General features: G+C 55.0%; 24 protein-coding genes. 10 read left to right on the top strand and 14 right to left on the bottom strand.

All coding sequences use genetic code 11. The features are described from left to right. Window positions 1–271 precede the first annotated feature (271 nt). The gene (locus VGM55_RS25320) at window positions 272–703 is read right to left on the bottom strand and encodes a carboxymuconolactone decarboxylase family protein (protein ID WP_331637090.1); all 432 of its coding nucleotides are present in this window, start codon (window positions 701–703) and stop codon (window positions 272–274) included. An 87-nt stretch (window positions 704–790) separates the two neighbouring features. On the opposite strand from VGM55_RS25320, the gene VGM55_RS25325 reads away from it, so the two are divergent. Then, window positions 791–2167: a PLP-dependent aminotransferase family protein gene (locus VGM55_RS25325; RefSeq protein ID WP_331637091.1), complete on the top strand. Its 1377-nt coding sequence runs from the start codon at window positions 791–793 to the stop codon at window positions 2165–2167. 72 nt (window positions 2168–2239) lie between these two features. Here the strand turns inward: VGM55_RS25325 and VGM55_RS25330 are convergent, their stop codons facing one another. Continuing rightward, complete coding sequence (locus tag VGM55_RS25330; RefSeq protein WP_331637092.1) at window positions 2240–2569, bottom strand: DUF883 family protein; 330 nt, start codon at window positions 2567–2569, stop codon at window positions 2240–2242. A gap of 160 nt (window positions 2570–2729) precedes the next feature. Here VGM55_RS25330 and VGM55_RS25335 point away from each other — a divergent pair, with 160 nt between their 5' ends. Further along, window positions 2730–3074 carry a DUF2002 family protein gene (locus tag VGM55_RS25335; RefSeq protein WP_331637093.1) on the top strand — a complete coding sequence of 115 codons (345 nt, stop codon included), beginning with the start codon at window positions 2730–2732 and terminating at the stop codon, window positions 3072–3074. Window positions 3075–3118: 44 nt separating this feature from the next. On the opposite strand, the gene VGM55_RS25340 is transcribed toward VGM55_RS25335, so the two are convergent. Next, window positions 3119–3574 carry an L-alanine exporter AlaE gene (locus VGM55_RS25340; RefSeq protein WP_331637094.1) on the bottom strand — a complete coding sequence of 152 codons (456 nt, stop codon included), beginning with the start codon at window positions 3572–3574 and terminating at the stop codon, window positions 3119–3121. 351 nt (window positions 3575–3925) lie between these two features. On the opposite strand from VGM55_RS25340, the gene VGM55_RS25345 reads away from it, so the two are divergent. After that, window positions 3926–4213 carry a DUF2623 family protein gene (locus VGM55_RS25345; protein ID WP_331637095.1) on the top strand — a complete coding sequence of 96 codons (288 nt, stop codon included), beginning with the start codon at window positions 3926–3928 and terminating at the stop codon, window positions 4211–4213. Window positions 4214–4326: 113 nt separating this feature from the next. Here the strand turns inward: VGM55_RS25345 and VGM55_RS25350 are convergent, their stop codons facing one another. The 3 genes from VGM55_RS25350 to VGM55_RS25360 all read right to left on the bottom strand — a co-directional run bounded on the left by VGM55_RS25350 (window position 4327) and on the right by VGM55_RS25360 (window position 5430). After that, entirely contained in the window at window positions 4327–4506 is a 180-nt protein-coding gene (locus VGM55_RS25350; protein ID WP_331637096.1) for a hypothetical protein, read from the bottom strand. Between the two features lie 88 nt (window positions 4507–4594). Next, a complete protein-coding gene (locus VGM55_RS25355) occupies window positions 4595–5119 on the bottom strand; it encodes a rhodanese family protein (protein WP_331637097.1) in 525 nt (174 codons plus the stop codon). Window positions 5120–5127: 8 nt separating this feature from the next. Continuing rightward, on the bottom strand, window positions 5128–5430 hold the full coding sequence (locus VGM55_RS25360; RefSeq protein ID WP_331637098.1) for a metalloregulator ArsR/SmtB family transcription factor: 303 nt from the start codon (window positions 5428–5430) through the stop codon (window positions 5128–5130). 67 nt (window positions 5431–5497) lie between these two features. On the opposite strand from VGM55_RS25360, the gene VGM55_RS25365 reads away from it, so the two are divergent. Beyond that, window positions 5498–6112 (top strand): histidine phosphatase family protein, encoded by a 615-nt coding sequence (locus VGM55_RS25365; RefSeq protein WP_331637099.1) that lies wholly within the window; start codon window positions 5498–5500, stop codon window positions 6110–6112. A gap of 592 nt (window positions 6113–6704) precedes the next feature. Beyond that, window positions 6705–10862: an autotransporter outer membrane beta-barrel domain-containing protein gene (locus VGM55_RS25370; protein WP_331637100.1), complete on the top strand. Its 4158-nt coding sequence runs from the start codon at window positions 6705–6707 to the stop codon at window positions 10860–10862. A gap of 66 nt (window positions 10863–10928) precedes the next feature. Here VGM55_RS25370 and VGM55_RS25375 read toward each other — a convergent pair whose 3' ends face one another. After that, window positions 10929–11894: an AraC family transcriptional regulator gene (locus VGM55_RS25375; protein ID WP_331637101.1), complete on the bottom strand. Its 966-nt coding sequence runs from the start codon at window positions 11892–11894 to the stop codon at window positions 10929–10931. Between the two features lie 81 nt (window positions 11895–11975). Here VGM55_RS25375 and VGM55_RS25380 point away from each other — a divergent pair, with 81 nt between their 5' ends. Continuing rightward, window positions 11976–13007: an SDR family oxidoreductase gene (locus VGM55_RS25380; RefSeq protein ID WP_154189539.1), complete on the top strand. Its 1032-nt coding sequence runs from the start codon at window positions 11976–11978 to the stop codon at window positions 13005–13007. A gap of 29 nt (window positions 13008–13036) precedes the next feature. On the opposite strand, the gene VGM55_RS25385 is transcribed toward VGM55_RS25380, so the two are convergent. The 3 genes from VGM55_RS25385 to VGM55_RS25395 form a co-directional block, all read right to left on the bottom strand. After that, the gene (locus tag VGM55_RS25385; RefSeq protein WP_154189540.1) at window positions 13037–13987 is read right to left on the bottom strand and encodes a 2-dehydropantoate 2-reductase; all 951 of its coding nucleotides are present in this window, start codon (window positions 13985–13987) and stop codon (window positions 13037–13039) included. Between the two features lie 11 nt (window positions 13988–13998). Beyond that, window positions 13999–14538 carry a helix-turn-helix domain-containing protein gene (locus tag VGM55_RS25390; RefSeq protein ID WP_331637102.1) on the bottom strand — a complete coding sequence of 180 codons (540 nt, stop codon included), beginning with the start codon at window positions 14536–14538 and terminating at the stop codon, window positions 13999–14001. 172 nt (window positions 14539–14710) lie between these two features. Further along, the gene (locus VGM55_RS25395) at window positions 14711–15643 is read right to left on the bottom strand and encodes a LysR family transcriptional regulator (RefSeq protein ID WP_331637103.1); all 933 of its coding nucleotides are present in this window, start codon (window positions 15641–15643) and stop codon (window positions 14711–14713) included. Between the two features lie 122 nt (window positions 15644–15765). Between VGM55_RS25395 and VGM55_RS25400 the strand changes: the two genes are divergently transcribed. Further along, entirely contained in the window at window positions 15766–16446 is a 681-nt protein-coding gene (locus VGM55_RS25400) for a nitroreductase (protein WP_331637104.1), read from the top strand. A gap of 61 nt (window positions 16447–16507) precedes the next feature. Here VGM55_RS25400 and VGM55_RS25405 read toward each other — a convergent pair whose 3' ends face one another. The 4 genes from VGM55_RS25405 to cbpA form a co-directional block, all read right to left on the bottom strand. Continuing rightward, window positions 16508–16963, bottom strand: a complete 456-nt coding sequence (locus tag VGM55_RS25405) for a GNAT family N-acetyltransferase (protein WP_154189544.1) — start codon at window positions 16961–16963, stop codon at window positions 16508–16510. Window positions 16964–17102: 139 nt separating this feature from the next. After that, complete coding sequence (locus tag VGM55_RS25410; protein ID WP_331637105.1) at window positions 17103–17462, bottom strand: hypothetical protein; 360 nt, start codon at window positions 17460–17462, stop codon at window positions 17103–17105. A gap of 149 nt (window positions 17463–17611) precedes the next feature. Next, the gene (gene cbpM / locus VGM55_RS25415) at window positions 17612–17917 is read right to left on the bottom strand and encodes a chaperone modulator CbpM (RefSeq protein ID WP_331637106.1); all 306 of its coding nucleotides are present in this window, start codon (window positions 17915–17917) and stop codon (window positions 17612–17614) included. Then, complete coding sequence (gene cbpA, locus VGM55_RS25420) at window positions 17910–18836, bottom strand: curved DNA-binding protein (RefSeq protein WP_154189547.1); 927 nt, start codon at window positions 18834–18836, stop codon at window positions 17910–17912. The genes cbpM and cbpA overlap by 8 nt, the downstream gene beginning before the upstream one ends. Before the next feature lie 286 nt (window positions 18837–19122). On the opposite strand from cbpA, the gene VGM55_RS25425 reads away from it, so the two are divergent. From VGM55_RS25425 to VGM55_RS25435, 3 genes are all read left to right on the top strand, one after another. Continuing rightward, window positions 19123–19392, top strand: coding sequence for a DUF1778 domain-containing protein (locus VGM55_RS25425; RefSeq protein ID WP_331637107.1), 270 nt, complete (start codon window positions 19123–19125; stop codon window positions 19390–19392). A gap of 3 nt (window positions 19393–19395) precedes the next feature. Beyond that, window positions 19396–19920 (top strand): GNAT family N-acetyltransferase, encoded by a 525-nt coding sequence (locus VGM55_RS25430; RefSeq protein ID WP_331637108.1) that lies wholly within the window; start codon window positions 19396–19398, stop codon window positions 19918–19920. 262 nt (window positions 19921–20182) lie between these two features. Then, window positions 20183–20662 (top strand): RrF2 family transcriptional regulator, encoded by a 480-nt coding sequence (locus tag VGM55_RS25435; RefSeq protein WP_061278067.1) that lies wholly within the window; start codon window positions 20183–20185, stop codon window positions 20660–20662. Window positions 20663–20866: the final 204 nt, after the last annotated feature.

Below are 20866 nucleotides of genomic sequence, written 5' to 3' on the forward strand. Positions count from 1 at the left end.
AGCGATCGTCGGGAACGAATCGCGAACGACCCCGAATGTTTGGGTGATAGCCGGTGGGTTTACCGCTTCAGCGGCGATGAGCTTGCCGGGCGCCAGGGTTGCCAGGGAGATGGCGCTTTCTCCCTGGCACGTTCACCGTGCTCTGAACGTGTAAAGAAAATTGATCTACGGGTGAACGGAAAAAATACGGATTAAAAGAAGTCTTCCTATGAGCGGCTTCAAGGGAGGACTCTTACCAGAGACGTCCTCCATAGAATGAAACACAACCCGCTTATTGCCGCATCCCAACCGCAACGCGGTTAAACGCATTCATCATGCTGGCCGCCAGCGTCAAATCGACAATCTCTTCGGCGCTAAAGAACTGCAGCAGCGGCTGGTACACATCATCTTCGGCGTTGCTGTCGGCAATCAGGGTAATGGCTTCTGCCCAGGCCAGGGCCGCACGCTCTTTCTCCGTAAACTGATGGCTGACTTTCCAACCGGCCAGGGAATCCAGCTTCACTTGCTCAACGCCGGATTTACGCAGCGCTTTGGAATGCATCTCCAGGCAGTAGGCGCAGCCATTGATCTGTGAAACCCGCAGGAAGACCAGCTCGATCAACTCGTTGCTCAGTGGGCCTTTTTCCAGTCCCTGTAGGGCCTGCGTCATAGGTTTGAACACGTTTGGTGAGAGTTCATAGTAAGGCTGACGTAATGCGATCATGGTATGGCTCCTCATGTTGGTGTGAGGGCAATTTACCACTATGATGGACTATCAAAGAGAGCCATAAATTAACTAAAAAACCAGACCATGAAACAGAAGCTCGTGCCACTTACCGTTGCATCGCATCCTACTCAACCGCGCTACCAGCAGATTGCTCGCCAGTTAAAACAGGCGATAAACAGCGGTGAGCTAACGGCGGGCAGCCGCGTGCCTTCCAGCCGAACTCTGGCCCTGGAGCTGGGGGTCGCCAGGGCTACGGTGGAAAATGCCTATGACGATCTGGTGGCACAGGGCTGGCTGGAGCGGCGTGGGCAGGCGGGAACTTTTGTCAGCCCGTCGGTGAAACACGATACCAACGGTGAAAACTTTTCAGCACCTCGTCCACAGGGGGCGCTCAGACCTTTTCAAATGGGGCTTCCTGCGCTGGACGTTTTTCCACGGGCAATTTGGGCGCGGCTAATGGGGCGGCGTTTACGCCAGCAAACTCGCTTTGACCTTATGCTGCCGGCATCCAGCGGTGAGGTATCACTCAAGCAGGCTATTGCGGATTATCTGCGCTTTTCACGCAGTATTGACTGTCAGCCCGAACAAATCTTTGTTACCTCCGGTTTTCAGGCTGGCATAGCCCTGGTGCTTGCGACGCTTGCACGCCCCGGGGATGGCATCTGGCTTGAGGATCCGGGTTATCGCTTCGTTCGCCCTGGTTTTGCTCGTGCCGGTATGCAGGTGCGGGCAATCCCCGTCGACGAAGCGGGAATGCAGGTTGACTACGGTATTGCCCGCTACCCTGAGGCACGTTTTGCTTTGCTGACCCCGGCTCACCAAAGCCCACTGGGTGTTGCGCTTTCCCTGCCTCGCAGGCATGCGCTGCTGGAATGGGCCAGCCGCGAACAGAGCTGGATCATTGAAGATGATTACGACAGTGAATTTCGCTATCACGGAAAACCGCTGCCTCCGTTAAAAAGTCTGGATAGCCCACAGCGGGTTATCTACGCCGGGACCTTCAGCAAGTCGATGTTCCCGGCATTGCGCGTGGCCTGGCTGGTGGTCCCCCGCCATGCGATCGATGATTTTCAGCGCCAGGCTCGCAGGCAACCTTGTACTGCGCCTGTTCTTATTCAGCAGGCGATCGCTGACTTCTTACGCGAGGGGCACTTCTGGCGGCATTTAAAAAAAATGCGTCAGTGCTACGCCGAGCGCCGACTATGGCTGGAGAAGGCGTTACGTGAGCAAGGCTTTGCGGTTATACCCCAGGAGGGGGGGATCCAGATGGTGATGGAAGTCGAAGGCGATGACAAAGCCGTAGCGGATAAAGCCAGAGCCGCGGGCCTTGCGGTGCAAGCGCTTAGCGGCTGGCGGATTGAGCATAAGGGCCGGGGAGGGCTACTGCTGAGCTTTACCAATATCAGCACTTATGAGATGGCGCAGCGCTACGCGTTGCAATTACGGCTGGCCATAAAGTAAAAACCCTGGCAAAAAACGCCGGGGCTATAACACGCATTTAGTCTCATTTATCGACTGTTAAACACCCAAGGGTTAGCGGCGTGAAACCAGCAGAGCCCCAAGGAAAATACCCACCGCCGCACCAATACCCACGCTTTGCCAGGGTTTGTCTCGAACATAGGAATCGGCGCAGCCAACGGCATCACGCGCGGCCTGCTTAACTCGGCCCTGGTTGCCGTTAATACGTGCACGGGTCTCTTTCAAAAGCGCCTCCGCTTTTTTACGCGCCGCATCAACTTCATCTTTTGCGTCGCTACCGAAGGACTTCAGTACATCTTCCAGCGTATCCGCAAGCTGGCTGACATCGTTATTAATATCGTCTACCTGATCGTCAACGTTGTTTCTGTTTGCTCGGCTAGCCATTGTTATCTCCCTTTCTAAGATGTAACGCTAAGTGTAGACCATGGATTTTAGTTATGGGACGGCTCACGACCCTTAGCGGGCTTTCTGGACAATTCCGAAAGCGTTGCCGATGCTGCTTATTGTATGGTTGCGAAGCAGTAAATGATGACGAGGAAAATCTATGTACTTACGACCCGATGAGGTGGCCCGAGTTCTTGAGAGATCGGGTTTTACCATGGATGTGGTAACAGCAAAAACCTACGGCTATCGTCGTGGAGAGAATTACGTTTATGTTAATCGCGAAGCGCGCATGGGGCGCACCGCATTGATTATTCATCCTACGCTGAGAGAGCGCAGCCAGTCGCTGGCAGAGCCGGCTTCAGAGATGAAAACCTGCGATCATTATCAGCAGTTCCCGCTTTACCTTGCCGGTGAGACGCATGAACACTACGGCATACCGCACGGCTTTAGTTCACGTATTGCATTGGAAAGGTATCTGGCAGGGTTATTTGGCGAGTCTGAATAAGTGAACGACTGGCTGTTATGCCAGTCACTCTTGCGAGCCGGGGCTCAGGCTCCCGCTTTCATGCCCATCTGGCCGCTGACGCGAAACAGGCGGCGGCAGAAATCCAAAAAGTAGCCGTAAGCGGCACCCATCATCATTGACACCAGAAGGTTCGACGTAACGGCAGCAACAATTTGATGCCAGTCAGCCCCTACGCTCCACAAAATCACGACATAAACCGGTGACTGGAAGGTGACATAGGCCAGCACGTCAGCCAGGTTTTTCGCCCAGCTTGCCGGGGTGATACGACGAGCCGCACGCATAAAGGCATCGCGGTAAAAGCCGTATGGCCAGGCGATAAGAATGTTAACCGGCACGGCCACCAGGCGGGAAGAGAGCGACTGCTCGAAGGTCATGCCTGAGAGGAAGATCTCAATCATCATGTTCACGACCGAGCAATACACTACCATTGCAAAAATATCTGCAGCAGCATGGCGTAAGCGTGACTCAGGGGAAAACATAATGTTGACTCCGATTGAAAAGTAGTCGCTTGCGCTACTTTTTTGGCTAATTGGCAGTGTTATGAATCATGTAATTTATGATGCGTAGGGTATGTCACTACATTGATTTCATCAATTAGCTATAAATTTTTATTTATAGGTTTTTTGTCGATAAAGTGCGTTGAAACACACTTTGCCGCTGGCATTTCCTGATTTTGTGATTCATTTTTTATTTTTTCATTGATTATCAATTAGATGGTGATTTTCGGGCACCCGGAATGAAATCCCTGATAAACCACTGGTTTTAGAGATACCCATTACGGTAAAAAACGTTATATAATTCTTTATATAGCGAGTGATGGGGAGTCACTGATGGATAATCATTTTGGTAAAGGCCTGATGGCCGGAATGAAAGCACGGCAGGCCGATAGCGCGGTCAACGTTGAACGTTTTTGTTCTGATTATAAACGCGGCTTCGTGCTGGGTTTTACCCATCATATGGCTGAGCAAACCGGCGATCGCCAGCGTGCAGCCTGGGAAGCTGGGGTGCTGACTCGCCGCTATCAACTGGATAAAGAGTCGGTGGCTGACTTTCTGAAAGAGGTCAACGCGGACGTTGCGGTTCGATGTTTCTTTGCGGGTTATGAGAAGGGCTATTGATTGCTGGCCTGGATTGCCGCCGTGCCCGGTTGTTTATGAATGGCGACGACAAGGATAGGGGCACTTTTATTTGAGAAGAAAGGCGTGAATAATTTCACGCCTTTTTTTGTTTCTCAGCAAACGCCGAAATCGCCTTCTTCTTTGTACTGCGACACCGAGTCTGCTTTCAGCGTGAGCTTTTCCGCGCCTGAGGTAGAGGCCGGAACGCAAATCAGATCCTCTCCCTGTACTTCGACCACCTGCAGCTTGGGGCCGCCCTGTTTGGGCTGAACCACATCACCTAGTTTAAACATAAAAAACCTCTGAATGCTAAGGGAATTTAAAGCAGCTTTACCGTAGGTAACCATAGATCAGAAATTAAGGCGAAGAAAGCAGGATACGTTAGCGGCGGTTCCATGGCAGCCAGGCGAGTAAGCGTGCCATGCCGCAAAACCCGCTGATGCCGGCAAACAGTAAACCTGCGCCCACAAAGCCTGAAAGCAGGAAAAAACCTTGATTGACGGTATATCCCAGTACGACACCGAGCAGGATTAACGCGCCTGCGACTATCTGCACCTGCCGCATGATGGGCATGGGCTGGCTTTTATCCGCCAGAACTTCCTGCCCGCCTTTTTTCCACGCCTCAAGCCCGCCTTCCAGAAGCATGACCTGAGCCGGTTCGGCAAGCTTAGCCAGCGTTTGAGCATGCTGAGACGAGCGCATACCGGACTGGCAATGGAAAATCACCACATCATGCGTGTCGAGTGGACCCAGTCTGGCACCGTTTTCAATCGTCGAAAGCGGCAGCAGGTACGCTTCGGGAATGTTTTCTCGGGCATGCTCATCCGGTTCGCGGATATCAATTAGCGCAGCGCCTTCGGCAATGAGCTTTTTCGCTTCTTCTGGCAAGATGGCTGAAACGGTCATAGTGCTCCTTAAGGACAGTAAATGGCTTTTAGCGTCGCGATCACGTCGCGTACTGCACTATCTTTGATGAAATAGAGCACTCGCTGGGCGTTACGCTGGTGCTCAATGAGTCCCTCATCCTTCATCCGCGCCAGGTGTTGAGATGTGGCTGAAGGGCTCAATCCTGCCGCGGCAGCCAGCTCTCCGGCTCCGGTGCCGGGAGAATCGAGCAGCAGGCAAAGAATCAGCAAACGCCGGGGATTGCTCATGGCTTTTAGCAGCTTTGCCGCTTCATCCGCGCTGGACTGGAGTTGAGAAAGGTCAGGTCTCATGATTTTCTACTTTAGATAATTCTAAATTTAGGAAATGCTAAATTAATATTCGATAAAAAGGAAGAGAATGCAGGCGATTTTGGTACGGCATGGGGAGAGCGAAGGTAATCAACAGGGGATTATTCAGGGGCGGCTCGAAAGCCCGCTAACGGAGCGCGGAAGACGGCAAAGCCTTGCGCTGGCAACGGCCCTTGCTGCATTTCCCGTCGCTCAGGTTTACACCTCCCCGGCTTTACGCGCTAAAGACACGGCAGGCCTGCTGGCCGATCAATTTGCCTGCCCGTTAACTTATGACGAACGGCTACTCGAACGCCATTTTGGTCTACTTCAGGGATTGCGTTTTGAGGACGCTCAAAGGGAATATCCTCAGCTCACCGGCGCGCTGTTTTCTGGAAATGCGCAAGCGGCTACCCCGCAGGGAGAAACGACGGAGGAGGTCAATAATCGCCTGTTTTCTTGCCTGAATGATTTGCATAAACGGCACCGCAATAACACCGTCATTATTGTCAGCCACGGTCATGCTCTGGAGGGACTGATCTGGCAATTAAAAGGGGCGTTAATGAGTGAAGAACTGAGAAAATATGGGCATCAGAACTGTAGTTATAGCATCCTGAATGTTGAGGCTGAATGTATTGAATTGCTTCAGTGGGGGATTGCTACACATTTGCGTGATATCAGGTGAAATGTTTTAGTGATTTTTTAGGTTGTTGGTTAGTTTGTTTGTTGCACATTTTACAGGGTTTTTTATTGGTATTTTTTTTGATGGCAAAACGCATTATTTACTTTCAAAAATGAAATGTATCGCTTGTCGTAATAGGATTAATCCGTAAGTTGTGATTTTTCCATGGTTAATCTTTATCATTTCACAACGGGAATAAATACAATAAAAACAAATTGTTGCCTTCGAGTTGTTGTGCTGGGTTAATGCGAAATACCTTCATTTACTTTCGTTGCTTTATTCATTCTATGCGTTAAATCAAATTATAATACAATTTAGTTTTTCTTAACTCTATTTTAATGGTGTTAAAATTAGCCACCGAAATAAATTTTTATCCATAAAGAAACGGCTGTTAAAGGTTAATTTAATCACCACCTGGGTGTCTTTGTTATTACATTATTTTAACACTGAAAGTTGATTTCAAATGAATGAAAATTTCATTTGAAAGTAATTTTTATTCTTCCTTTAAATCCCTTAGGCAATTTAAATAAATTGTTGCGCGCCTGTTTCTGATATTTCGAATCAACATAACTCCGCAGAGTTAAAGAGGACGGAAATGCCCCATTTATTACAAGCCCCTGGTAAACGACGTCTGATTGCCACCGCGATCGGTGCCGCATTGTTTAGCGCTGTTCCACAGCAAGCTCTCGCCGCAGATGGTCTGGCTGGTGCTCCCTCAACCGTTTCTGACAGTGCGCAGGGCGGTGGTGGTGGCACCATGGATACTACAACGGGCATTGGCGGTAACGGCGGTGACGGCGGTTCCGGTGAGCGTGGGCAAGGGAGTAGCCAGGGGGAGAATGGGGGCGCGGGAAGCATTGATGGCGTAACAAATTCGCTCCCGGCGGGGACGGCCACCGGCGGTTCCGGCCAGCAGCCTGACGGCACAGCCACTAACGGCAGTGGATCTGCCGGCGGCGGCGGCGGCGGTGGCTCGGCCGGACTCGTGCTCGACAGCGACGGCCAAAGCGATAACAGCGGCAGCATTCTTGGCGGCAACGGTGGTCGCGGCGGTAACGGCGGCAGTAATACAACCGACGTCGCGGATGCCGGCAATGGCGGTAACGGGGGGAACGGCGGCGAAGGGGGGGCTGGCGTGCTGATAACGACTTCCGGCGGCTATAGTAACAGCGGTTCAATCACCGGCGGTGATGGGGGAACAGGCGGGAACACCGGAAGCGCAACGGCAAACGATACCACTTCGGCGGGTGAAGTGTTACACGGCGGCAGCGGTGGCGCAGGTGGCGCAGGTGGGAATGGCGTCATGGCAACACAAGGTGGGAGTATCACCAACACCGGTAAAATTAGCGGTGGGCGCGGTGCGACCGGTGGCCTGGCCGCCAATGCGGATACCAAAGCGAATGCTGACGTTACCGGTATTGGCGGAACAGGAGGCGAGGCGGCAGATGGTGGCAGCGGCGTCTGGCTAAGCGACACGAGTAAAATCACCAACAGCGGTGAAATTCTTGGGGGCAACGGTGGCGATGGCGGCAACGGTGGTGCGGTTGAATCCGGCCAGGGAACCGGCGTCGTTGGCTATGGCTCCGCAGGCGGCAATGGCGGCAGCGGGATCACCGTTATGGGCAGCGGCGAGGTGATAAACCAACGCGGTGGTCACATCATAGGCGGTAACGCCGGGACCGGCGGCGGCGGTAATTCGAACAGTAGCGGAGATAATCTTAGCGGCGGTGACGGTGGCGACGGCGGTAAAGGGGGCAGCGGTATCGCGCTTGACGGCGGTGGTAGCGTCAATAACCTTGGTGAAGTGACCGGTGGCCTCGGAAATCGCGGCGGCGGCAGCGGTAATCTGAGTACGTCGCGCGGCGGCGACTCCGGCGCAGGCGGCATCGGGATTGAAATCAATGGCGGTGGCGACGTGACCAACGAGGCTAGCGGTGTGGTTACCGGCGGTAAAGGCGGTGATGACTCCGCGGGCGGCGGCGGTGTTGGCGGTTCCGGCGGCGATGCCGTTTCCATCATCGGCTCCGGGAGCGTCACTAACCATGGCACTTTTGTTGGCGGCAACGGTGGCGCGGGTGCCAATGGCAACAGTCCGACCTCCGACGGCGGGGTCGGCGCGAAGGGCGGTAACGGTTTGTCGATTGAAGGGCAAGGCAGGCTAACCAACGACGCCGGTGCAAGTATTACCGGCGGACTGGGCGGAACCGGCGGTGGTAGCGGCGGTGATGCAAGCCACGGCGGTAGCGGCGGCGAAGGGGGAAGCGGTGTCTTGATCGGCTCTGGCGGGCAGGTTATTAACCACGGCACGCTTCACGGCGGCACGGGCAACCGGGGGGGCGGTGGCGGTAACGATGCTGGCGGTGCCGGCGGCGCGGGTATCAGTATTTCATCGGGTGGCGGCAGCGTGATTAACACCGGAGATATTTCCGGTGGCAACGGCGGTGAGCCGGGTACGGCGGGCGGGAATAACGGCGTTGGGAATGTTGGCGTGGGCGGTATCGGTCTTACCGGTAGCGATATGACTATCGTTAATAGCGGTACTCTCAGTGGTGGTATGGACTTTAACGGGCAGAATCGCGCTCAGGCCGTTCTGTTTACCGGTGGGACAAACTCACTGGAATTGCGCGACGGCTATAACATTCTGGGTAACGTGCAGGCCAGTGTCGGCGACGATACGCTGATCCTCGGCGGTGATGCGAATAGCCAGTTTGATGCCGCTACTATCGGCGATAGCGCGCAGTATGAAGGTTTCGAGCATTACCACAAAACGGGTGCCAGCAGGTGGGTACTGAGCAACACGACCGATGCCGAAACACCGTGGACGCTGTATGACGGAATTCTACAGGTGGCGAGTAACGGCGCACTGGGCTCAACTTCAGGCCTGCTGACCTTTGATGGTGGTACGTTGCAGCTTAACAATAGCTTCGATCTGGACCGTTCCATTGTGCTGGAAAGCAACGGGGGCACGCTCGATACCCGGCAATACAACACCACCATTGCCCAACGTGTTACGGGCAGCGGCGACCTCACCAAGCTCGGCAGCGGCGCGCTGACAATGACCGGCGACAGCACATATACCGGCACCACGACGCTTGCGGAAGGCAGCCTTGATGTAACCGGCTCGCTGGTCAGTGATGTGGTGGCGAAGAACCTGACGCAGCTTTCCGGGACCGGCAGCATTGGCGCGGCCACGCTGGAAACAGGCAGCACTTTAACCGTAGGCAGTCCGCTGCAAAGTAACGAGGATGCAGCCAGCTTTACCGTGAATGGCGACTTGAATAACGGCGGCATCATTAATCTTTTCCGCAGCACAGGGATCAGCGGCAACCGCCTGAACGTAAGCGGTGATTATGCAGGCGGAGCGGATAGCGCACTCAACGTGAACACCGTACTGGGCGATGACGCTTCCGTAACCGACAAGCAGGTGATTCAGGGCGGGACTTCAGGGTCGACCGTACTGGCGGTCAACAACGTTGGCGGCCAGGGGGCTGAAACTCAGCAGGGCATTGAAGTGGTAAACGTTGGCGGTCAGTCCGCGTCGGGGGCGTTTACCCAGGCCGGGCGTATCGTTGCCGGGGCATGGGACTATAGCCTGGTGCAGAAAGGGCAGAACTGGTATCTGACCTCAATGAGCAACCTGCCACCGGAACCTCCCGTTGACCCGGTAACGCCGCCGGTTGACCCAATCGATCCGCCGGTTGCGCCAGTAACACCGCCGGTTAATCCGATCGATCCGCCTGTGGGGCCCGTCACACCACCGACGACACCTGATCCGGTTCCGGTTTATCGCCCTGAGGCGGGTAGCTATCTGGTTAACCTGACGGCGGCGAATACGTTGTTCAACCTGACGCTGGACGACCGGGAAGGCGCCAGCGAGTACCGTGCTCCGCTGGACGAACGCGGTCTGACCCGCAGCACCTTCTGGCTACGCCAGGAAGGCGGACAGAACCGCTTCCATACCGGGGAAGGCCAAATTAAATCCAGCGCCAATCGCTATGTTGCGCAGATGGGCAATGAGTTCTTACACGGCTCCAGCAATCAGACCGACCGCTGGGGTGCTGGCCTGATGGGCGGTTATGGTAACGTTAGCGGCAATTCACGTTCAAATTTGACCGGCTATCGCTCTGCATCAGAGATGGACGGCTACAGCGTCGGCGCATACGGTACCTGGTATCAGAACGCCGTGTCCCGCGAAGGGATCTATGTCGACGGCTGGGTGATGTACAACTGGTTTAACAACCGCGTCAGCGGCGACGATTTGCCGAACGAGGACTACAAGAGCCGGGGTTTCACCGCTTCGCTGGAAAGTGGCTATAACGTGTTGCTTAGCGAAAGCGAACGTCAGGCGGTTTATCTTGAGCCTCAGGCTCAGCTGACCTGGATGGGCGTACACAGCTCAGAACATACTGAGGCTAACGGCACCCGCATTCAGGACCGCGGGCAGGGTAATCTGCAATCCCGTCTCGGCGTACGTCTGTACCTGCGCGGCCACCGCACAGAAGATGACGGCAAAGGGCGCGAGTTCAAGCCTTATGTGGAAGCGAACTGGCTGTATAACACCAAAAACTTTGGTGTAAGAATGGGCGATAAGCTGCTGAATGAAGAGGGCGCCCGCAATATCGGCCAGCTGAAGCTGGGCGTGCAGGGGCAGATTTCTCATGACCTCAACATGTGGGGGGGCGTCGCGCAGCAAATGGGTGACAAAGGCTACCACGACACCTCGGCGATGATTGGCGTGAAATACGGTTTTTAATCGCAAAAGCAAAGTGGCCAGGACCGTGGCTACTTCAACGCCGCCATTGTGCGGCGTTTTTTGTTTTTAACTGACCGGGCGGCGGGCGGCAGTACGCCACGCTTTTGGTGACAGGCCTGTTTCGCGCTTGAAGGCATTGCTGAAGGCGCTTTCTGAGGTATAGCCCAGCGACCGGGCAACCATGGCGATTTGATCTCCCCGCTCGCGCAGCGCTTTTTCAGCCAAACGCATTCGCCACTGTGTCAGATAGGCCACCGGCGTCATCCCTGACACGGTGCGGAAATACTGCGCGAAAGTCGTGCGCGACATGGCGCAGGATTTTGCCAGATCCTCGAGATGCCAGCCATGCGCGGGGTTTGCGTGAATGAGCTGTAGCGCCGGAGCAAGGCGGGTGTCTCCCAGCGCACGCAGTAAACCTGCCGGCAGCGAACTGCTGGTTTGCAAATGGGCGCGCAGGATCTGAATAAACAGCAGCTGTGAAAGCTGCGCGGAGGCGAGCTGCGTACCGGGCTGTGCCGTTTCTCTTTCGGCTATCAGCCTATCGAGCAGCCAGCGGAACGAAGCCGCCTGCGGTGAGACTGCCGGAATGTGGATCCACTGGGGCAGCACCTGGGCAAGCATTTGCCCGCGGTTGGGGTCCAGCAGCACATGGCCGCCCATATACTCAAACTCTTTCCCTTCCCCCAGGGCGGCGTAGTTCCGCTTTCCGGCCTTAAAAACGCGCATGGCATCTAGCGGCTGAATCTCCGGCGAACTGGCAACAGTAAACGCGCGCTTTGCGTTCAGCAGGCCGACATCGCCGGTGTTGAAGTGAATGGGGGCCGGGTGGCCTTCCAGTATTACCCAACAGCTGCCTTTGACGATGGCGAAGAACTTGATTTTGTCCGGCGGCGGGAAGTGCAGCGCCCAGTCGCCGCCCGCGGTAAAACCACCGGTAACCAGCGACTCGGCGTCGGCAAACTTGAGGATTTCAGAAAACGGATCGGTGTGCATTTTCGTACTATCGCGCAAGTAGAACGTACTTTCAAGCATTCACAATCCGGGGGGCGCGCCTTACTCTGCGCAGCAAGTAAACGCATTTTGCCTGGTTGCCAGGCCACAGAGGACGAGAGCATGAAACAAGAGATCGTATTGGTTACCGGCGGAACCGGATTTATTGCTCAGCACTGCATCATCGCGCTGCTGGCGAAAGGCTATCAAGTTCGCACCACGGTACGTACCGCCGACCGCAAAGCGGAAGTGCTCAAAAATCTGAAGGAGGGGGGCTGTGAGCCAGGCGATCGTCTCTCCTTTTTCGTTGCCGACTTAATGGTGGATGCAGGCTGGGCCGATGCCCTTGCCGGTTGCCGCTACGTGCTGCATGGCGCCTCGCCGACGCCTTCGGGCAACCACGCCACCGACGATGACTGGATTAAACCCGCGGTGGAGGGAAATCTCCGGGTGCTCCGTGCCGCGAGCTTTGCGGGCGTTAAGCGCGTGGTACTGACCTCCGCCTTTGGTGCCGTTGGCGTCGGGCATCCTGCAAGCTACCGTCGCCCGTTCGATGAAACGGACTGGAGCGACGTGTCCGGTAAAGTCTGGCCCTATCAGAAATCGAAAACGCTGGCGGAAAAAGCGGCATGGGCGTTTATCGAGCATGAAGGGCGTGGCCTTGAGCTGTCGTCGGTTAACCCGGTTGCGGTGATGGGGCCGGTATTGGGGCCTGATTTTTCTCACTCCACGCGGCTGGTGAAAAACATGCTGGACGGGCAAAAAGGTAACCCGAACATCAACTCCTGTTTTGTGGATGTGCGTGACGTTGCTGATTTACATATCCTGGCCATGACGCATTCCGCAGCAAACGGCGAGCGCTTCCTGGCCAGCGCCGGCAAAAGCCTGCTGATGGTTGAGGTGGCGAAAATACTGCGAAAACACCTCGCTGAAGCCGCCAGTAAGGTCTCAACGCTTGCGCTTCCCGACTGGATGGTGCGCCTTGCGGCGCACAACAATCCGGGCATGAAAGGTTCGCTGACCCTGCTGGGGGTGGACATGAACGTCACCAACGCGAAAGCGGTGAACCTGCTCGGCTGGGCGCCGCGCTCTCCGGAAGAGGCCATTGTCGCCACTGCCGAAAGCTTTATTCGCCTGGGCCTGCTGGAGAAATAAGCGCTATCGCCTCGCGCCCGGCAGCCTCGTTATTTAAACGGCTGCTGTGCCGTTACGCCCGGCGTGTGCTGGTGGGCGTAAACCTGAAGATGGCAATATGCCGCCCGGTAAAGCGCAACGTGCAGGCCGTGCCGGGCCGCGCGCGTAATCATGTCGCCGACGATGGCATCACCTTCAAGGCGAGGTGCGTTGCTGGCAATGTCGCGCATCATCGAGGCTGCCCAGGCGGACTGTGGATCCAGCAGGCGTTTTTCGATGCTGGTGATTTCCTCAGGCGGCAAGGGGTAGCCTTCCGCGGCGGCCACGCTGAGGCTTTCTGAGAGCGCCTGCTTCATCAGCGCTTCTCCGTCCTGCGTCGCCAGAATGTCGCCGATGCTGCCGCGCATCAGGCAGTTCATTAGCGCCCCGGAGGCCAGCATGACCCACTTATTCCACAGCGCCTGCATGATGTTATCCGACAGCACGCGCACGCCTGCTGACGAGGCTAACAACGTATAAAAAGCGTTAGCGGCGTCGCGCGTTGCCGCTGACCTCGCGCCGACAACAACCTGATCTGCCGCACCCATATGTTTTATCTCGCCGTCGGCGTTAAGCGTGGTGGCAATATACGCCGCGCCGCCCAGCACCCGGTCGCGGCCAAAATGGGCGTCGAGTTCGTCGTAAACCGAAAGGCCGTTGAGAAAAGGCAGAATGACGGAGGATGGCCCGACGGCGGGCGTAATATCCGCGATCGCCGTCTGCAGATCGTAAGTTTTACAGCTAAGCAGGATCAGATCGTAGTCCGGGCGCAGATCGTCTCGGATCACAGCGTTAACCGGCGCGTTAAAATCGCCCAGGCTGCTTTCCACACGTAGCCCCAGTGTTGCCAGCCGTTCAGCGCGCTTTGGCCGAACGAGAAAGGTCACGTCGGCGCCCGACTGAATTAACCTCGCGCCGTAATAACCACCGATTGCTCCTGCTCCAACCACCAGTATTTTCATCACATTTCTCGCTACGTTTTACGTTGATCGTGCCCGGTTTCGCTTTCGCTGGGTTCAGGTTTTCTGATTCGACCCGCCGATCGCCAGCGGGTGAGCTCGTCGGCTCCGGGCCCTAACGTCACCATGACATCCTGCGGTGAAACCTGCTGCCCGGTCTCGGTATCTACCAGGGCCACCTTTACTTTGTGCCCGCTGCTGCCGTCCACCAGGTAAAGCGCAGGCCCTTCCAGACCCGGCAAATTCCACTGGCTGCCGATCTGCATCATGCTCATCAGCACCAGACCAATATCGCGACCTTTTTCGGTGAGCAGGTATTCGTGGCGATCCGGCCGAGTTTGGTAGCGCTGCCGGGTTATCAGACCTTGCGCCTTGAGCGCTTTCAGCCTGTCGGACAGCGTGGCGTTAGTGACGCCGCTGGAGCGACGAAAGTCCTCATAGCGGCCGAGCCCTAAAAACAGGTCGCGCATAATCAGCATTCCCCAGCGGTCGCCTAATGCTCCCATCACGCAAGCGACTGAGCAGGTCATCCCTTCAAACCCTTTCGAGCGCATGGCGTTCCTTATTTTTTATCAACGTGATTCGCGAACAGCCGGATAACGGCCTGCGGTTCAGCAAGTAGTGATTCATTGCTCTTATTATAAGAGTGAATGGTGAGGTGGGCAAGTTTTGAACAGCCTGCCGCTCGCGTGGGACGTTTAGCCATCCGCCTTACCGGCAGGGCCGCTAAACGTTCTGCCAGTAAGGCGGTGAGCCGAATTTCGCCATAAAGAAATCGATCGCGGTGCGGGTGTTCAACGAGGGAAAGTGTCCCCCGGGGTATAGCATATAGAGTGAATGATCGGTGGCGCTGTAGGACGCGGTGTAATCGGTCATCAGCGGGAGCAGGCGTTTTGCCCGTAGCGCGTCGCTTATCTGCCAGTCCGGGAACAGCACAATCCCTGCCCCCTCTTCAGCCGCTTTAACCAGCAGCTCGGCATTGCAGGAGACGATTTTAGGCTCCGGCATCAGCTGCTGCTTCTCTTCGCCTTTTGTGAAGTACCAGCGCTGGAGGCCCATCAGTCCACGGTAGGCCAGCAGCCTGTGGCGATGCAAATCTTCCGGTGTTTGCGGATAACCGTAGCGCGTGAGGTAGGCCGGGCTGGCAACCAGATAAGCGCTTTGGCGGGTAATAAATCGCCCGTGTAGCGAGCTGTCCTGCATCGGGGCGATACGCAACAGCAGGTCCGTGCCGTCCGCCAGCGGATCGATGTAGTTGTCGGTAAGATTAAGTTCCAGCCTCAATGCCGGGTAGCGCTCGCTGAATTCGGCCACCCAGGGCGCGATATGACGTAGCCCGAAAGATATCGGGGCGTTGAAACGCAATACGCCGCCGGGCGCCTGACGGCGCTCGCCTATCTGGTTCTGCGCCTGCTCAAGCTGGAGCAGCATCTCTCTGAACGCTGCGGCGTAGATATTTCCTGCATCGGTTGCGGCAACGGCCCGCGTATTGCGATAAAGCAGCTGCGTTTCCAGAGATTGCTCGAGCTGGAAAACGGTGCGTGAAACGGACGAGGGCGAGAGATTTTCCTGGCGGGCCACTTCGGAAAAACTGCCTTCACCAATGACCGCAAGGAAGAGGCGCATCGAGCGGGCATTTATCTGGCTCAGATCTTTCATTTATGCAATTTCCGCAAAGGTCTTTGCGGAATTATACGGTTTTTTGCTATGTCCGGCAGCGCTAACATCCTTCGCAGCAGATCTTCCCGGCACCGGGCCGGGCAATAAACAGAGAGGATAGTATGAGCAACCAGGTTCTGGCTTTTGATGAGGCGGTTCGCCAGCGTTTTTCATCACGCGCGTTTCTGCCAACACCGCTGACCGACGCGCAAATTCGCGCCGTTTTGCAGGATGCGCAATATTCGCCGTCTAACTGCAACACCCAGCCATGGAACGTGCATATTGCCTCTGGCGCCACCAAAGACGCGCTGCAAAAGATGATGATAGAGAACGACAGTGCAGGCAATGCGACCCCGGACTTTTCATTCAGCTACGACGATTTCCACGGGGACTACTACGACCGCAGTCAGCGACAGGCGAAGATTTACTATGACGCGTTGGGCATTGCTCGTGAGGATAAAGAGAGACGTCGGGAAGCTTATCTGCGTAATTATCATTTTTTCGGCGCACCGCACGTCGCGTTTCTGTTTATGCCGTCCTTTGGGGATAACGTCCGCGTGGCATCAGACATTGGGATGTATGGCCAGAGCTTCCTGCTGTCGCTCACCGCACGCGGCTTTGCCGGCATTCCCCAAACGCTTCTCGGCTTCCACGCCGATGAGACGCGTAGGATCCTGGGGGTGTCTGACGAATATCGTCTGCTGTTTGGTATTTCCTTCGGCTATGCCGATCCGAATGCACCTTCGGGCAATGTACGCATGTGGCGTCAGAGCGTGGACGAGAGCGTAACCCTGCATACCTGACGTTTAGCCGGTAATGCTTTCACGTCATGTGAAAGCATTCTTTCTCGGCGGCTGACGAGCGTTATAGGCGCTTCACCATAAAAACGCTAAGCGGGTCGGGCTGATAGGGAGAAAAGGCTTCACATATTGTGTAGCCGCAGTTCTGGTAAAGCCTGATGGCTGGCTGCTGGTGGATACCGGTTTCCAGCCGCAATGTACTACAGCCGGCCTGGCGCGCCACCGCCTCCAGCTCGCTAACAATCTTCTCGCCAAGTTTAAAGCCCCGGTAAGATGGCCTGATGAAAATCCGTTTAAGCTCCGCTTCGCCGTTATCCTGTAAAAGAATCGCGCCGCAGCCGACGGCTTCGGCCTGTTGGTTATGGACGAGCAGACAGCTAATTTTGTCTTCAGCAACGGCCGTCAATTCGATGCAGTGGTTGCTTTCGGCCGGATAGAGCTGCTCCTGGAATGCATCTAGCTCGGTAACCAGCGCCTGCAGGGCAGGTGAAGAGGGAGAAACGGAGGTTATGCTAAACATTGAAATCCCTGGCAATGAGTTTTTTTCAAAGTATAGCGAGGGTTCAGAACGGGCCGTATTCGATTTTCTTATGACATAAGGCCAGGGCCGCGGGCATAAAAAAAAGCCGCTAACGCGGCTTTTTCAGGCAGGAAGCGAATTATTCGCTGACTTTTTTCTTCAGGTCAGACGCGCCTTCTTTGGTCTTATCCCAGCCTTTTTCAGCGCCTTCTTTGGTTGCGTCCCAACCCTTCTCGGTGCCTTCTTTGGTTTTGTGCCAGGCCTTCTGGGAGCCTTCGCTTATCTTGCTGCCCGTGCTGTCGCTCTTACCTTCAGCGGCATGTTTAGACTTGAGCTTCAGCTCTTCACCTTTGTTCTCTGCCTGGTGCAGTTTCTCTTTGGCGGTGTTAGCGCCTTCGTGCGCCGCGGCGACGGTCTCATCTGTTGCGTGTGTAGTGGTCGCGGCAAAAACAGGGGCAGCCAGCAGAATTGCAGATAAAGCGATGATCGTTTTTTTCATAATATCCTCAACAAACGTTATCAGTCCTTATGACCGTGTATAAGCCTGGCACAGCGAAGCGGGGGATGCCTTAGGTAATTATCCTAAATGAATCAGGATATTCCCGGTTAAGAGATATATTCTGCTGAATATTCCACCGCAAGCCACGTTTATGGATGGCGAATAAAGCGCCCGATTCGCTGCATGAGCAGGCGATTCTCCTGACGCAGACGTTCATTCTCTTCCAGCAGCGTGAGGGCCACGGCGATGCCCGGCCAGTCCAGCGCCAGCTCTCGTCTTAGCCGTAACGCACGCTGCGCCACGTTAATCGCATGGTCGTCAAACTGCCACGGCTTGATGTCAAAATCGTAGGGCTCGACGACGCCCAGCCCGACGATTTCATTGAGTTCATCCTCCTGAATGCCGATATGCAGACAGAATTCGGTGATGGTAAAAGTGGCGGTGACGTTAGCCATTATTTTTCCCCCAGTCCTTACGTGGGTTGAATACCGACTGGGCGTCTGCCAGCTGTTGCCAGAGAGCGGCGGTATTTTCGTCCGGCTTAGGTGGCATCACGATTTTAATTACCGCGAACAGGTCGCCGGTGTGCTGTTTGCTGACAAGCCCTTTGCCCTTGATGCGCAACTTCTGCCCGGCCTGGCTGCCAGCCGGAATGGTCATCAGAATGCTGTCTTTGAGCGTTGGTACTTCGACCTTCGCACCCAGCGCGGCCTCCCACGGCGCGAGCGGCACCACGACTTCCAGGTTGTGGCCGACTATATCGAACAACGGATGAGGAGCAATGTGGATAACCAGCCACAGGTCGCCATTTGGCCCGCCGTTTTCACCGGGCGTACCCTGGCCTTTTAGGCGGATGCGCTGCCCGTCACCGACGCCCGCCGGGATTTTCACGTTCAACGTTTTAGGGATTTCCCGCTCGACGATGCCAAACACGTTGTACACCGGTAGCGCGTAGCTGATGGTGCGGCTATGTTCAGCGAGGGTTTCTTCGAGGAATACCGCGACTTCGATTTCTAAATCATGCCCGCGGGCGGCCTGCGGCCTGCGCGACTGGCGGGATTGCTGGCCGAACATAGAGGAGAAGATATCGTCGAAGTCCTGGGCGCTGTAGCTCTGTTCGCCGCCCTGGCGGGACTGCTGATTAAACTGTGGGTCATTGCGATGCTGCCACATCTGGTCGTATTCGGCGCGGCGCTGCTCGTCGCTCAGCACTTCCCAGGCTTCAGCCACTTCTTTAAAGCGGGCTTCTGCGTCGGGCTCTTTGCTGACGTCGGGGTGATATTTGCGCGCCAGGCGGCGGTAAGCGGTTTTGATGGTTTTGAGTTCGTCCGTCGGTTTCACGCCCATGATGGCGTAATAATCCTTTAATTCCATAGCGTTATCTCGCATAAATCGGTGCATGCAGAACAGAACGTGCGGAAAAGTGTCGCCGATAAGTATAGGCCCGTTGCGGGAAGGTGGGGCCGTTATAACGGGATTTTTAGGTGCGACGATCTGGCAGGATTTGAGGACGGTCGAGATTATTTGTTGAAAATTTGCGCCAATGAGCATATCGTCATTGTACGGAATGTTTCCGTACATATTTAAGTGGCTAGCCTTAAGTTGTTCATTGATTTTATCGTACTGCTGACACCTGCGGCAGTACGGGAGTAAATACAGGATGCCAGCTTTAAAAAAACAGCGTATCGATCTTAGATTAAGCGACGACGACAAAAGCATGATCGAAGAGGCTGCGGCCATGTCTAACCAGACGATCACTCAGTTTATGGTTGCCTGTGCGTTGGAACGCGCTGCGGAAGTGATCGAACGACATCGCCGTCTGGTGCTCAGTGAAGCATCGTGGAACCTTGTGATGGATGCTATCAGCAACCCGCCTGAACCGGATGACAGGCTAAAACGTGCAGCAAGGCGTCTGAAAGACATGGAGTGAGCCGTGGCAGACCTGATGATTGAATTATTTTCAGAACAAACTGCGTATGATTTTCGCGGCTTCGACTGCGGTGAAGCTTCTCTGAATGCGTTTCTCACCGATCATTTTGTCCGGCAGCATAATGGCCGCTTTTTACGCGGCTATCTTCTTGTGACAAAGGACGCCAATCCCAAAGTGCTGGGTTACTACACTTTGTCCGGCAGCTGCTTTGAAAAAGAGGCGCTGCCGTCAAACACCCAGAAGCGAAAAATCCCTTATGCCAATGTCCCCAGCGTAACGCTGGGGCGGCTGGCGATCCACAAAGATCTGCAGGGCCAGGAATGGGGTTCAACGCTTGTGGCGCATGCGATGAAGGTGGTTTATTTAGCTTCGCAAGCGGTGGGCGTTCATGGGATTTTTGTCGATGCCATTAACGACAATGCGAAGCGCTTTTATCAAAAATTAGGGTTTATTCCGCTGGTGGGAAAAAACAGCAATTCGCTTTTTTATCCGACCCGCTCGATTGAGAAATTATTTGAGCATCAATAAGCGATCTATTTGATCTTCTGTGACATGACTTATTATTCAGTATGGCAAACGCTTGAATTAATTTACCGCCCTGCCAGAATTTTTTTTGAATAGTTTAGTCCCGTAACTTATTAAAACTGAGCTTTCGGTTATTTTGAGCTGGCTCCCAGCTAAAGCTCAGATTGCTTCAAAAAAAACGCTACATTTGTTATATTGTTGCTCATTGATTATTCACCTAGCGGTGCCAAAAAGAACAAGATTCACCGCGACCCAGGAAAATGAAATGTTAGATTACCGCTTCCCGACAGCTTTGCAGATGGTTCTCAGCGTAGCGATGGCGGAGCAAATGGGTGAACGCTCGACCAGCGCCATCCTGGCCTATGGCCTGGAAGCTAACCCGAGCTTTATCCGTAAACTGATGGTTCCCCTCACGCGTGACGGCATTATTGTCTCGACGCTGGGGCGCAACGGTTCCATTCATCTTGGCCGCCCGGCCGAAGAGATAACCCTGCGAGATATTTACCTTTCGGTTATCGAAGACAAAAAGATTTGGGCGTCCCGCCCGGACGTGCCTGCCCGCTGCGTGGTCAGCGCTAACGCCTGCTGGTACTTCAAAACGGTTGCAGAAGAAGCCGAAGAGGCGTCTCTGGCGGTGCTGGCTCGCCATACCGTGGCAAGTGCGTTAGAGAAAGTGAAAAAGAGCGATACCAGCGGCTGCCAGCCGGTGCCCGAGCTTGAGGCGCTGTACAAAAAAGGCCACTAAGCCCCGTAATCACCTTCCGTAGAAATAAAAAAACCGCCTCTTTGAAAGGCGGTTTTTTTTATTGTAGATACTCTAGATAATTCGAGTTGCAGGAAGGCGGCAAGGCCGGGAATCCTCAGGAGCATAGCTAACTATGTGACTGAGGTGAGCGGGTGCAGCTAACGCACCTGCGGCTTGAAGTATGACGAGTATATCGGGCGGTCA

Source organism: Cedecea sp. (genome assembly GCF_036500665.1).
In the GTDB taxonomy this organism is placed as follows: Bacteria; Pseudomonadota; Gammaproteobacteria; order Enterobacterales; family Enterobacteriaceae; genus Cedecea.